General features: G+C 74.3%; 4 protein-coding genes. All 4 read right to left on the bottom strand.

Annotation, left to right across the window (positions count from 1 at the left end; translation table 11 throughout):
* Positions 1 to 9: 9 nt before the first annotated feature.
* The 4 genes from AC07GB_RS10005 to AC07GB_RS10020 all read right to left on the bottom strand — a co-directional run bounded on the left by AC07GB_RS10005 (position 10) and on the right by AC07GB_RS10020 (position 14,688).
* Entirely contained in the window at positions 10 to 8,478 is an 8,469-nt protein-coding gene (locus AC07GB_RS10005; protein ID WP_478843449.1) for a type I polyketide synthase, read from the bottom strand.
* 205 nt (positions 8,479 to 8,683) lie between these two features.
* Positions 8,684 to 9,889 (bottom strand): acyl-CoA dehydrogenase family protein, encoded by a 1,206-nt coding sequence (locus AC07GB_RS10010; RefSeq protein WP_478843450.1) that lies wholly within the window; start codon positions 9,887 to 9,889, stop codon positions 8,684 to 8,686.
* Between the two features lie 369 nt (positions 9,890 to 10,258).
* The gene (locus AC07GB_RS10015; protein ID WP_478843451.1) at positions 10,259 to 11,770 is read right to left on the bottom strand and encodes an MFS transporter; all 1,512 of its coding nucleotides are present in this window, start codon (positions 11,768 to 11,770) and stop codon (positions 10,259 to 10,261) included.
* A gap of 68 nt (positions 11,771 to 11,838) precedes the next feature.
* Entirely contained in the window at positions 11,839 to 14,688 is a 2,850-nt protein-coding gene (locus tag AC07GB_RS10020; protein WP_478843453.1) for an aminotransferase class III-fold pyridoxal phosphate-dependent enzyme, read from the bottom strand.

The following is a 14,688-nucleotide window of genomic DNA, read 5'->3' on the forward strand; positions in this document are numbered from 1 at the left end:
ACCCCCGCTTCAGGACGTGCCGAGTTCGCCATCGATGAGATCGAAGAGCTCGTCGAGCTCAAGGCCGTCGAGTTCGCCGCCCGGCGGCGCGGACTCATGGTCGGGTGCCGCAGCGGCCGGTTCGGCCGGTTCGGGTACGGCGGTCGTGGCCGGGCCGAGCGACGCGCCGATGTGGGCGGCGAGCGCCGCCGGCGTCGGGTAGTCGAACACCAGGGTCGCCCGCAGCCGGAGGCCGGTCGCCGTGCCCAGGCGGTTGCGCAGCTCCACGGCCGTCAGGGAGTCGAAGCCCAGCTCCTTGAAGGTGCGGGCCGCGTCCACCTCGCCCGCCGTGCCGTGGGCGAGGACGGTGGCGGTGTGCTCGCGCACCAGGTCGAGGAGGGCCGCCGCGCGCTCGTCGGCGGGCAGCGCGGCCAGGCGCTCGCCGAGCGGGGCGCCGCCCGCCGACCCGCCCGTCCCGCCCGCTGCGGCCTCCGCGCGGCGGACCCGCTCGCGGACCACGCCGCGCAGCAGCGCGGGCACCGCGCCCTGCGCCCGCACGGCGGCCGGGTCGATCCTGGCCGGGACGAGCAGGGCCGTGCCGGAGGCCACCGCCGCGTCGAAGAGGGCCAGGCCCTCCGCCGACGTCAGCGGGGCGAGTCCGGCGCGGCGCATCCGGCTCAGGTCGGCGTCCGCGAGGTGGCCGGTCATGCCGCTGGCCTCCGCCCACAGGCCCCAGGCGAGCGACACGCCGGGCAGGCCCCGCGCGGCGCGGCGCTGGGCGAGGGTGTCGAGAACCGCGTTGGCCGCCGCGTAGTTCGCCTGCCCGGAGAGGCCGAGGATCCCGGCGACCGAGGAGAACAGCACGAACATCGACAGGTCGAGCCCCAGCGTCAGCTCGTGCAGGTTCAGCGCGGCGTCGACCTTGGGCCTGAGGACCCGGTGGAGCTGCTCGGGCCGCATCGCCTCGAGCACGCTGTCGTCGAGCAGCCCGGCGGCGTGCACCACGCCGGTCAGGGGCCGCTCGGCGGGCACCGTCGCGAGGAGCGCGGCGAGCGCGTCCCGGTCGGCGACGTCGCAGGCGGCCACGGTGACGTGTGCGCCCAACTCGGTGAGTTGCGCGGCGAGTTCGGCCGCACCGGGGGCGTCGGGGCCGCGCCTGCTGGTCAGGAGCAGGTGCGTGGCGCCGTACCGGGTCACCAGGTGCCGGGCGAAGAGTCCGCCGAGGGTGCCGGTGGCGCCGGTGAGGAGGACCGTGCCCGGGGTGAGGTCCGGGCGGGCCGCCGGCAGGCCCGTGGCGCGGGCGAGCCGGGGCGTGAGCAGCTGTCCGTCGCGCAGCGCGAGCTGCGGCTCGCCGGTGGCGAGGGCGGCGGGCAGCGCGGCGGTGGACGCCTCGTGGGCGTCCAGGTCGACGACCGCGAAGCGGTCGGGGTGCTCACGCTGCGCGGTGCGGACCAGGCCCCATACCGCGGCCCCTGCGGCCCCTGCGGCCGCCGCGTCGCGGGTGCGGTTCGCTGAGCTTGCGTTGGCCTCTGCGGGTCCGTTGTGGCTGGTCGCGCAGTTCCCCGCGCCCCTATCGGGCGCCCCCGGCCCGGCCCCGTCCGTAATCACCGCGTCGCGGGTGCGGGCCGCTGTGCTTGCGTTGTGGCTGGTCGCGGCGTTCCCCGCGCCCCCTTGGGGCGCCCCTGGTTCAGGCCCGGTCGTCGTTACCGCGTCGCGGGTGACGAAGACCAGCTTTGATGTGGCGAATCTGTCGTCTGCCAGCCACTCCTGGATCAGGCTCAGGGCGTGGCCCGCCACGGCGTGGGTGTCGGTCTCGGCGATCGGGGCGAGGACGGTGTCGGGTATCGGGCCCGCGGCGGCGAGCGCGTCGAGGTCGGTGTGGAGGGGCGCGCCGGTCGTGAGGTCGTCCGTGCCGACGGCCGCCCACGACGGGGGCGCGCCGGGGGTCTCCGGGGCGCGTGCCTCGGCCCAGTCCACCCGGAACAGCGCGTCCGGGGGCCCGGCGGTCAGCTCGCCCGCGGGCATCGGGCGCAGGGCGAGGGACTCCACCGACGCCACCGGGGCGCCGGTGGTGTCGGCGAGCCACAGCGCGAGGGTGTCCGGCCCTTCCGGCGCGATCCGCACGCGCAGCGCGGCCGCGCCGGTGGCCCGCAGCGACACGCCCTGCCAGGAGAACGGCAGGAGGCAGTCCGGGCCGTCCCCGACGGCGGCGTGCAGGGCCGCGTCGAGCAGCGCCGGGTGCAGGCCGAACCGGCCCGCGTCCGCCGCGACCGCCTCGGGCAGCGCGACCTCGGCGAAGATCTCCTCGCCCCGCCGCCACCAGGAGCGAAGGCCCTGGAACGCGGGGCCGTAGCGGTAGCCGAGCCGGGTCCAGCGGTCGTAGCCGCCGTCCCAGTCCACCGCGACGGCGCCCGGGGGCGGCCACGCGGCCAGGTCGAAGTCCTCGGCGGGCCCGGCGGCGAGCAGGCCGCTCGCGTGCCGGGTCCAGCCGCCGGAGCCGTCCGCCGGGCGGGCGTGGACGGCCAGGGGGCGGCGGCCGTACTCGTCCTCGTCGCCGACCGTGACCCGGACGTCGGCCCCGCCGTGCGGCGGCAGGACGAGCGGCACCTCGCAGGTCAGGTCCGCCACCTGGTCGCAGCCCACCTCGTCGCCCGCGCGGATCGCCAGCTCGGCGAAGGCCGCGCCGGGCAGGACCACCGTGTCGCCGAGCCCGTGGTCGGCCAGCCACGCCTGGGACCGCACGGAGAGCTGTCCGGTCAGGACGACGCCGGAGCCGGGCAGTTCCACCACCGCGCCGAGCAGCGGGTGGTCCGCGGCGGCGAGGCCCGCGGCCTCGACGTCCGCCGACGCGCCGGTCCGCGCGGGCTCCAGCCAGTAGCGCCGCCGCCGGAACGCGGAGGTGGGGACGTCAACGGGCCGGGCGCCGGGGAAGACGGCCCGCCAGTCGGGTCGTACGCCGCGTACGTACGCCTCGGCGAGCGAGGTCAGGAAGCGCTCCGGGCCGCCGTCGTCGCGGCGCAGGGAACCGACGGCGACCGCGTGCTCCACCAGGTCCTCGACCGCGGTCGTCAGTGCCGGGTGCGGGCTGACCTCGACGAACACCGAGTGCCCCCGCTCGGCGAGCACGCCCACGGTCTCGGCGAAGCGGACCTGCCGGCGCAGATTGCGGTACCAGTACGCGCCGTCCAGGGCGGTGGTGTCCAGGACGTCGGCGGTCACCGTCGAGTAGAAGGGGATCTCGGCGGGGCGCGGCGTGAGGCCGGTCAGGAGCGCGGCCAGGTCGTCGGCGATCCGCTCCACGGGCGCCGAGTGCGACGCGTAGTCCACCGGGAGCCGCTTGACGCGCACCCCGTCGGCCTCGCAGGAGGCGACGAGTTCGTCGAGGGCGTCCAGGGCCCCGGCGACCACGACCGCCCCCGGGCCGTTGACGACGGCCACGGAGATCCGGCCGTCCCACGGGCGCAGGCGGTCGGCCGCCGCGTCCTCGGACAGGGCGACGGAGACCATGCCGCCGGTGCCGGAGAGCGCCAGGATGGCCTTGCTGCGCAGGGCGACGACCTTCGCCGCGTCCGCCAGGCCGAGAGCCCCGGCGACGCAGGCGGCGGCGATCTCGCCCTGGGAGTGGCCCACCACGGCGGCGGGCTCCACGCCGTAGGAGCGCCACAGCGCGGCCAGGGACACCATCACGGCGAACAGCGCGGGCTGGACGACGTCCACCCGCTCCAGGGCGGCGCCGTCGCCCAGGACCTCGAACAGGTCCCAGTCGACGTGCGGTGCGAGGGCATCGGCACACGCCCGCATGGACGCGGCGAACACCGGGGCCGCGTCGAGGAGTTCCACGGCCATCCCGGCCCACTGGGAGCCCTGGCCGGGGAAGACGAACACCACACCGCCCGGCTCGCGAGCGGTGCCGCGCACCACGCCGGGGGCGTCGCTGCCCTCGGCGAGCGCCGCGAGTCCCCTGCGCCGCGCGGGCAGGTCCGCCGCGACGACGGCGGCCCGGTGCGGCAGCCCCGAGCGGGCGGCGGCCAGCGAGAACCCGGCGTCCTCCGGGTCGAGGCCGGGGTGGGTGTCCAGGAAGGACAGCAGGGCCGCCGCCTGATCCGCGACGGCGTCCGGCGCGCTCGCGGAGAGCACCCAGGGCAGCACGGGGCCGGGCTCCGGGCGCGCCGACGGGGGCCGCGCGGCCCGCTCCCGCGGGGCCCGCTCGACGGCCTCCTGCGGGGCCTGCTCGATGACGACGTGGGCGTTCGTGCCGCTGATGCCGAACGAGGACACCCCGGCCCGGCGCGCCCGGCCGGTCTCCGGCCATCCGCGCGCCTCGGTCACCAGCTCCAGGCCGCCCGCGGCCCAGTCCACGTGCGGGGTCGGCTCGTCGACGTGCAGGGTCCTCGGCACCGTGCCGTGCCGCAGGGCCTGCACCATCTTGATCACCCCGGCCACGCCGGCGGCGGCCTGGGTGTGGCCGATGTTGGACTTCAGGGAGCCGAGCAGCAGCGGGCGTTCCGGCTGCCGGCCACGGCCGTAGGTGGCCGCGAGCGCGTCGGCCTCGATGGGGTCGCCGAGCGTCGTGCCGGTGCCGTGCGCCTCGACCACGTCGACGTCGGCGCCGGACAGGCCTGCACCGGCGAGCGCCTGGCGGATCACCCGCTCCTGGGCGACGCCGTTCGGCGCGGTGAGCCCGTTCGACGCGCCGTCCTGGTTGACCGCGCTGCCGCGCACCACGGCGAGGACGCGGTGGCCGTTGCGCCGCGCGTCCGAGAGCCGTTCGAGCACCAGGGTGCCCGCGCCCTCGGCCCAGCCGGTGCCGTCGGCCGCGGCGGCGAAGGCCTTGCACCGGCCGTCCTCGGAGAGGCCGCGCTGCCTGCTGAACTCCACGAACATGCCGGGCGTCGACATCACCGCGACCCCTCCGGCGAGGGCCAGGGAGCACTCCCCCGCGCGCAGGGCCTGCGCCGCGAGGTGCAGCGCCACGAGCGAGGAGGAGCAGGCGGTGTCCACGGTGACGGCGGGGCCCTGGAGGCCGAGCGTGTAGGCGATGCGGCCCGAGGCCACGCTGATCGTGCTGCCGGTCAGGCGGTAGCCGTCGGACTCGGCGTGCGCGGCGTGCAGGCTCGGGCCGTAGTCCTGCGCCATCGCCCCGACGAAGACGCCCACGGCCGCGCCGCGCTGCCCCGCGGGGTCGAGCCCGGCCCGCTCAAGGGCCTCCCAGGACGTCTCCAGGAGGAGGCGCTGCTGGGGGTCCATCGCGAGGGCCTCGCGCGGCGAGATGCCGAAGAACTCGGGGTCGAACTGGTCGGCGTCGTGCAGGAATCCGCCGTGCCGGGCGTAGGACGTGCCCGCCCGGTCCGGGTCGGGGTCGTAGAGCCGGGCGGTGTCCCAGCCGCGGTTGGCGGGGAACTCCGAGATCGCGTCGGTGCCGTCCAGGACCAGGCGCCACAGGTCCTCGGGCGAGGCGACGCCGCCCGGCAGGCGGCAGGCCATCCCGACGATCGCGATCGGCTCGTCGGCCGCCGCGGCGACGGCGGCGGCCGGCCGCGCCTGCGTGGCCTGCTCCCCGCCGGGCGTCAACGTACGCAGATGCGCGGCGAGTCGGGCGGGTGTCGGGTGGCCGAACAGCGTCCCCGCCGGGAGCGTGAGGCCGGTCGCCGTGCTCAGCCGGTCCCGCAGCTCCACCAGGGACAGCGAGTCGAAGCCCAGCTCCTTGAAGGTCGTGCCCGGCTCCACCGCGTCGGCGCCCGCGTGCCCGAGGACGACCGCGACCGTCGACCGTACGAGGGTGAGCAGGTCGGGCCCGGCGGGGAGCGCCGGGGCCGGGGCGGGCGCGGCCGCTGGAGCGTCGGGGGCCGTGGCCCGCGCCGCGGCCCCGTCCAGCCAGTGCCGCTCGCGCTGGAAGGCGTACGTGGGCAGGCGAAGGGTCCGGGCGCCGCGCAGGGCGAACACGCGCGACCAGTCCACGTCGGCGCCGCGCGCGTGCAGTTCGGCGAGCGAGGTGAGGAACCGCTCGGGGCCGCCCTCGCCCCGGCGCAGCGAGCCGGTGACGACGCCGGAGGTGACCCCGGCCCGCTCCACCGTCTCCCGCAGCGGCGGCACGAGCACCGGGTGGGGGCTGCACTCGACGAACACGCCGTGCCCGTCGCGCACCAGCGCCTCGGTCGCCCGCTCCAGCTCCACGGTCCGGCGCAGGTTGCGGTACCAGTACGCCGCGTCGAGTGCGGCGGTGTCCAGGAGGCCGCCGGTCACCGTGGAGTAGAACGGCACGTCCGAGGTCTTCGGGCTGATCCCGGCGAGGGCGGTGTGCAGCCGCTCCTCGATCTGTTCCACGTGGGCGGAGTGGGAGGCGTAGTCGACGGCGATCCGGCGGGTCTCGACGCCTTCGGCGGTCCACCGTTCGACGAGGTGGTCCAGGGCGTCGGCGTCGCCGGAGAGCACCACGGACGAGGGGCCGTTGGCCGCCGCGACGGACACCGTGCCCTGCCACTCGGCGAGCCGGTCGCGCACCTCGGCGGCGGAGCGCAGGACCGACACCATCCCGCCGCGCCCGGAGAGCGCGAGGATGGCCTGGCTGCGCAGCGTCACCACGCGCGCGGCGTCCTCCAGGGACAGGGCGCCCGCCACGCACGCGGCGGCGATCTCGCCCTGGCTGTGCCCGACGACCGCCGCGGGCTCGACCCCGCAGGAGCGCCACGCGGCGGCCAGGGACACCATCACGGCGAACAGCGCGGGCTGGACGACGTCGACCCGCTCCAGGGCGGCGGCGTCGCCCAGGACCTCGCTCAGGGACCAGTCGACGTAGGGCGCGAAGGCCTCCTCGCAGGCCCGCATCGACGCGGCGAACTCCGGTACGGCATCGAGGAGTCCGACGGCCATGCCCGCCCACTGCGAGCCCTGCCCGGGGAAGACGAACACCGTCCTGCCGGCCGCCGTGGCCTGGCCCTCGACCACTCCGGCGACGGCCGCGCCCCCGGCGAACCCGGCCAGGCGGCGCCGGAGTTCGGCCCGCTCGCCGCCGGTCACGACGGCGCGGTGCCGGAAGGCGGTCCTGGTGGTGGCGAGGGACAGGCCGATGTCGGCGGCGGGCGCCGCCGCCTGTGCGTCGACGAAGGACAGGATCCTGGCGGCCTGGGCGCGCAGCGCTTCGGGGGTGCGGCCCGAGAGCGGCCAGGCGAGGGCCGCGGGGGCCGGGCGCTCACCGTCCGCCGGGCCGGCCCCGGGTGCTGCCGCCGGGCCCGTCGCCGGGGGTTCGCTGACCACCAGGTGGCAGTTCGTGCCGCCCATGCCGAACGAGCTGACCCCGGCCACCAGCGGCCGGTCCGGCTCGGGCCACGGCGTCAGCTCGGTCTGCACCCGCAGGCGGAGGTCGTCGAGGGGGATGTCCGGGGGCGGCGCGGTGAAGTGCAGGCTCGGCGGCAGCTCCCGGTGCCGGATGCTGAGGACCACCTTGAGCAGCCCGGCGATGCCGCCCGCGCCCTCCAGGTGCCCGATGTTGGACTTGACCGAGCCCACGGCGAGCGGGGCGTCCGGCCGCCGGGCCTGCCCGAGGGCGGCGCCGAGCGCCGCGGCCTCGACGGGGTCGCCCACCCGGGTGCCGCTGCCGTGCAGCTCCACGTACTGCACGCCGCGCAGCGCGACGCCGGCGCGCCGGTAGGCCTGCCGTACGACCTCCTCCTGCGCGGACGCGCTCGGCACGGTGAGCCCGGCGTGGTCGCCCTCGCCCGCGCCGTCGTTGTTCATGGCGCCGCCGTCGAGGACGCAGTAGATGTCGTCGCCGTCGGCGAGCGCGTCGGCCAGCGGCTTGAGCACCAGGGCGCCGCCGCCCTCGCCCCGGACGAACCCGTTGGCCCGCCGGTCGAAGGTGAAGCAGCGGCCGTCCGGTGACAGGCCGCCGAACCGCGCGGCGCCGAGCGTCGTCTCGGCCAGGAGGTTGAGGTTCACGCCCCCGGCGACGGCGACGCCGCACTCGCCCCGCCGCAGGCTCTCGCACGCCATGTGGACGGCCACGAGCGAGGAGGACTGCGCGGTGTCGACGGCCAGGCTCGGGCCGCGCAGGCCCAGATGGTGCGAGACGCGGTTGGCGATGATGCTCCGGCGGGTGCCGGTCATCGTGTGGCGGCCGATCCCGGCCTCGCCGAGGCGGTCCTGGAGCGCCGCGTAGTCGTCGTACATCACGCCGACGAACACGCCGGTGTCGCCGCCGCCGAGCGTGGCGGGGACGATCCGGGCGTCCTCCAGGGCCTCCCAGGCCAGTTCGAGCATGAGGCGCTGCTGCGGGTCCATGGCGGCGGCCTCGCGCGGCGAGACGCCGAAGAAGGGGGCGTCGAACCGGTCGACGTCGTCGAGGAACCCGCCCATGCGGTGCGGCAGTCCGGCGCCGGGCCACCGGTCGGCGGGGGCCTCACGTATCGCGTCGGCCCCGCTGCGCAGCAATTGCCAGAACTCGTGGCTGTCGCCGGCCCCAGGGAACCGACAAGCCATTCCGACCACGGCGATCTGTCTCATGTCCGGCAGTCAACAGGGCGTGCGCACGGCCCGGCTTGTCGTCGGGAACCAAAACGCGATGTGAAATCTGGTGGCCGGGAACTAGGGCGGACAAAAGAAAAGTGCGCCGTTATGACCCGGCCGCCGTATTCTTCCGGCCACCGGGTCATATCGACGCGCGGGCGACGCATGGGCCCGGACACCTTTACAGGGCCGGGCAGGCGTCTTAGTAAAGGAGGGTCACCGCCGGGTGGATGTCGAGCACCGCGCGGCTGTAGTCCTCCAGGATGAGCGGCGCGTTCAGCGCGTTGTGCCGGCTCATCACCGAAATGTCACGCCACAGGCGCTGGAGCGGGTTCGAGAGGGCGAAGGCGCTGCCGCCGACCGCGTCGAGCAGCTTCTCCACGCCCGCCCGCGACTTCTCCTGGGCGGACTTCTCGTGCATGCGGATCCGCGCCCGCTCCGCCCACGGCATCTGCTGGGTCTCCGGAATGCCGTCGAGCGCCCTGCCGACCTCCGTCAGATGCATCTGGGCGGTCTCGATGAGGTGCGCGGCCTCGCCGAACCACATCTGCACCGACGGCGCGTCGGCGGCCCGCTCGAAGTTGGCGTACGTGATCGGACGGCCCTTGTCCAGGTGCGCCTTGGTGACCTCGAGGGCGCCCTGCGCCGCGCCCACGATCGCGGCGAGCGACTGCGCGCTGCCCTGGATGAGCATGCTGTCCCGGTGGTCCTCGCCGACGAGGTCCGTGAGGCTGAACGGGGTCGCCCGGCGCTCCGGGATGAACACGTCCTCGGCCACGACGGTGTGGGTACCGGAGCCGGACAGGCCCGCGGAGTGCCAGGTCCGCTCGATCCGCAGGTCGCTCATCGGCACCACGACGCCCACGAGGTCCGTGGTCTGCTCGTCGCCGTCGTAGACGTGCACGACCGGGATGTACGCCCAGTCCGCGATCTCGCAGCCGGAACTCCACGGGAAGGTGCCGGTCACCCGGAACCCGCCCTCGGCGCGCCACGCCTTCGTCGTGGACAGGTGGGCCGTGGATATCACGTACGCGTCGGGGTTGCCGTCGAACACGTCCTCGAGCGCGGTCTCCGGCAGCGCGTTCAGCGCGAACCGGGTCGACGCGGTGTCGATGGACAGGTTCCAGCCCGCCGAGCCGCAGGCCTTGCCGACCTCGACGACGATCGGCAGGAGGTCCGGCATCCGCAGCTCGTAGCCGCCGAACCGGGCCGGCGTCGTGAGCCGGAAGAGACCGGCGTCCCGCAGCGCGTCCACGACCTCCTCCGCGAGCCTGCGGTCCTGCTCGGTCTTCACCGCGTGCTCGCGGATCAGCGGACCCAGCTCGCGGGCGCGCCGCAACAGCTCCGCCGCGTCCACCGCTGCCGCTCCGGTTGTGATGTCAGCCCGCTCACCGGCCACTGCTGTCACGAAGTCCTCCTCGGTAGGTCGCATCACTCCGTGCGGGCTAGTCAATCGAGTGGGGCCTTGCGGCCCCAGGGGCCCCTGACACCAAATGCGGCCGCCGCGTTGGTCCTTGGAACCAAGGGCCAACGCGGCGGCCGTTCTTTTCGACTGCGGGTGTGTCGTGGTCGAGCGCGCAGTTCCCCGCGCCCCTCAGGGTCACTCCCGCACGGCCCCCCGCCCCTGGGGTGCAAGGGCACCACCCCAAGGGGCGCGGGGAACTGCGCGACCAGCCCCCACGCACCCGCAGACAAAGGTCGACTCAATAGGGGGCGCACCCAAGGGGCGCGGGGAACTGCGCGGTCAGCCCCTACGCACCCGCGGACGAAGGGCGGCTCACATGCCGGGGACCGGCGCCGCATCCCCCAGTTCAGCATCGGGCTGGGCCGTGACGTGGCGGTCGAAGAGGAGGCCGCAGATGACCGCTCCGGCGAGGAACACCACCGCGCCCCAGAAGAACGCCGTGGTGTAGCTCTCCACGGACGCCTCGGCGGCGAGCTGCGGCGTGGGCGGCTTGCCCTCGACGAAGTTGTCCGCCGCGGTGACCGCCAGGGTGCTGAGCAGTGCCGTACCGATCGAACCGCCGACCTGCTGCACGGTGTTGACCAGGGCCGACGCGGCACCGGCGTCCTGCGGTTCGACGCCGACCGTGGCGACCGCCGCGCCCAGGGAGACCACGAGCCCGAAGCCGACGCCCGCGATGAAGATGGGCGCGAGGATGCCGCCGGCGTACGAGCTGTCGACGGTGAGCTGCCCGAGCCAGAACGAGCCCACGGCGGCGAGGACGAGCCCGCCCGGGATCAGCACGCGCGAGCCGAGCTTCGGTTCGAGCACCGGTGGGATGGTGGTCGCGCCGATCGCGATGCCGACGATCATCGGCAGGAAGGCGAGCCCGCTCTCGATCGCGGAGAAGTCCAGGATGAGCTGGAGGTAGTACGTCAGGAACAGGAACTGCACGAACAGGCCGATGCCCAGCAGGAACATGCCCAGGTACGCGCTGCCGCGGTTGCGGTGCAGCACGATCCGCATGGGAAGGAGCGGGGTGCGCGTACGGAGTTCGAACAGGACGAACGCGACGATCAGGACGCCGCCCGCGAGGAGCAGACCCCACACGTCGGCGCCGCCCCACTCGCCGTCGTCGGCGTTGGACAGGCCGTAGGCCAGGCAGAACAGGCCGACGGACGCCGTCACCGTGCCGGGCAGGTCGAGCTTGTCCGGGCGGTGCTCCGCCTGGCGGTTCTGCATGGTCAGCATCGCGCCGACGAACACCGCCGCCGTGAAGATGACGTTGACGTACAGGCACCAGCGCCAGTCGAGCCAGTCGGTGAGGGCGCCGCCGAGCAGCAGACCGAGCGCGAGGCCGCCGCTGCCGAGCGCGCCGTAGACACCGAACGCCTTGACCCGTTCCTTCGGGTCCTTGAACACGGTCAGCAGGAACGACAGCGCGGCCGGGGCGACCAGGGCGGCGAAGGCGCCCTGGAGGGCGCGCGCCGTGACCAGCATGGCGAAGCCGTTGGCGGCGCCGCCAAGCACCGACATGATGCCGAAGCCGACGATCGAGATCATCAGCGACCGCTTGGCGCCGATCAGGTCGACGACCCTGCCGCCGAGCAGCAGGAGGCTGCCGAAGGCGAGCGCGTACGCCGTGACGACCCACTGCCGGTCGCCGTCGCCGAAGCCGAGGTCGGCCTGGGCCGACGGCAGCGCGATGTTGACGACCGTGGTGTCCAGGAAGATCGTGAACTGGGCGACACCGATGACCGCGAGGATTAACCAGCGCTTGGCGTAGTGCGGATCGGACGAGAGTTCCGCCGCCACCTTCGCTCGGGTATCTGCTGACTCTGACATTCACTTACCTTTTTCGGTCAGGCCGGACCATCGGCCGATGGTCCGGCGAACTGAATTCCCGGCAGCCGTCAGGCGGAAATCGCCTCGAACCCGTGCTGTTGGGCGAGATCGATGAGTGCGTGCACCCGTTCCTGGGTGATGGCGCCATCGCTCAACGTTCCGTCAGCGCCGGACAGTGCGAGGACGATTACTTCCGCAGCCCCCGCCAGCAATTCACCCGTGTTCAATGGACCATTGAAACCACGCGGTAGAATCGTATCCTCCGGTCCGGAAAGAACACCACCCCGCAGGTAAAGCAAATCGTCACGCCCGGCGACAATGGCCGATTCCGCACCGGTGCCGAAGAAGGACAGATCGGCGACGATCGCGCCCTGCCCGAGATGCTTCTCGTCGAGTACCGGAACCGGACTCGAATGTGCCGCGATCACCGCGTGCGCATTCCGCAGTTCGAAATGGTCCTCGGTCGTGAGGACGTACGGGTTGACGTCGTGGGAATCGGCGAGATGCGCGGCGACGGCCTCGGCGCTCGGCTCGTCACCGGGGCGCCCGTCGGCCAGCCACTTGGCGATGAGCGGCTCGGCGGCGAGGGCCGCCGCGATGCCGGTCAGCTCGCCCCCGGCCGCGATCCGCGTCCACGCGTCCTGGTAGATCCTCAGCTCCGTGGCGCGCAGGCGGTCGGCCGAGCCCTCCCGGCCGCTGCCCACGAGGACGATCCTCGCGACGTGCTCGGCGCTGAGCGCGGCGAGCGCGGAGCCGACGCGGCCACCGCCGCCGACGACCGCGACCGTCAACCCGCCCAGGTCGCCGAAGCGTTCGAGCGCGGGCTTCTCGAGGGCGGCCAGGGTGGCGCCGACCGCCAGCGTGCTGCCCGCGGTCAGCGTGACCCCGGGCACCCGCAGGGCGCGGCCGTGCTCGCTCACCGCGCCGAGGCCGAAGCCGATGCCCACGGTCTCGTGGCCGTCCGCCTTGGCCGCGCGCACCCTGCGGTCCAGGTCGAGGCCGATCAGGAAGGTCTGCCCTGTGGTCCGGTAGGCGCGCAGCTGCTGCTGTGACACCAGGAGCGGGTAGACGGTGAGGTCGACCGAGGTGCCCTGGGGCGAGGTGTAGCGCACCGGCGCCGTCGCGGGCAGGTCCTTGAGCAGCTCGGAGCGCTGGACGTAGGCGAGCAGGGCGTCGTCGTCCAGGCCGGCGAGCGAGGGGTCCAGCTCCCGCAGGGCGCCCGGGGTCAGCGGGTAGCCGACGAGCGCGGCCTTGTGGGTGGCGGGGCCTTCGGGCGCTGCCGGGCCGGCGGGCCGCTCCCGGAAGTCCTGGATCTCGCGCGGCTGTCGCGCGGTGCCGGTCAGCGGGTGGATCAGCGGCAGCGCGTCCTGGTGACGCAGGATCCGGCAGACCTCGGTGAGGCCGGTGCGCAGCTGCTCGATCTCCTCGTCGGTGATGTGGATGGAGGGCTCGATGCGCAGCATGTTGGGCACGCTGGCCGTGGGCCCCGTACGGATGCGGTGGACGAGCTGGAGGTAGCTGCCGATCAGGAAGACCAGCAGGCCCGCGGCCGCCTTCTCGCGGATGACCGGGGACGCGGCCTGGCTCTGGTCGGTGAACTCCAGGCCGATGAGCAGGCCCTTGCCGCGGACGTCGAGCACGACGTCCGGGTATGCGTCGGCCAGCTCGCGCAGCATGGCGAGGATGCGCTCGCCGCGCTCGGCGGCCTGGTCGTAGGCGGCCCCGTCCTCGGCTTCGAGGAGTTCGAGCGTGCGCAGGGCGACGGACGTGGTGAAGCCGTCCTTGGCGAAGGTCGAGCTGTGCACCAGCTCGAACTCGGGGCGGTAGCGCGACTGCCGGACCAGCATGGCGGAGGTCTTGCCGATGCCGCCGCCGAGCGACTTGCCGAGCAGGTAGTAGTCGCCGAGCAGCCCGATGTGGGAACTGGCGAAGAACTTCCCGGTCCGGCCCATGCCGGTCTGGATCTCGTCGATGACGACCGGGCACCCGGCCGCGTCGCAGATCTCCCGGACGCGGGCCGCGTACTCGGGCGTCAGCGCGTGGATGCCGCCCTCGCCCTGGACGGGTTCGACGATCAGCCCGCCGATGACGGGGAAGGGCCGCTCGACGAGCGTGACCCGGCCGTCCACGACCTCGACGTCGAGCGCGGCGAGCTGGTGCTCGTCGACGGCGCTCTGCAACGCCGGCGCGTCGTTCGGCGGTACGAACGTCACCGGCAGGCCGAGCGAGGCGAACGCCGCCCGGAAGAGCGGGTTGAAGGTGAACTGGGTGCTGCCGAGGAGCTTTCCGTGGAACGCCCGCTCCAGGGCGAAGAACACCGGGCTCGTGCCCGCGAGGCCGATGTTGTGCGCGGCCACCGCGCCGAGCAGCGCGCCGAACTCCTCGGCGGTGGTCGGCGCCGGTACGTCGCCGGGCAGCAGGGACGTGTCGTCCGGCAGCCGCGCGGCGCCGGCGCGCACCGCCTTCACTGCCGCGTCGGCGTTCCACTCGATCTGCTCGAACAGGCTCTTCAGGCGCAGCGCGCGGTCGAACTCGCAGTGCTTGACGGCCGCTTCGACGGCCTCCGCGCCGCTGTTGGCGAAGATCACCGGGTAGGGCTCCGCGCCGGGGAACTCCCGGGCGATGATCCCGTTGAGGACCGCGCCGACCCGGTCGGCGGTCGGGTGCTCGGAGAACTGCGAGTGCACGGGCACGCCGGTGTCGAGGAGCTGCTTGGCGTGCGCCACGATCTCCGGGTGGTTGTGGCCGAGCATGAGCGAGCCCCAGCCGCCGACCAGGTCGAGCACCCGCACCTCGGCGCCTGTCTCGTCGAGGTGGTACAGGGAGTTCTTCTCCGCCCGGACGTACTCGACGTTCAGGCCGAAGGTGCCGAGCATGCCGGTCAGTAGGGCTTCGGCGTAGCGGGTGGGTGGGTTCAC

It is taken from the genome of Streptomyces sp. NPDC045778, assembly GCF_056431945.1.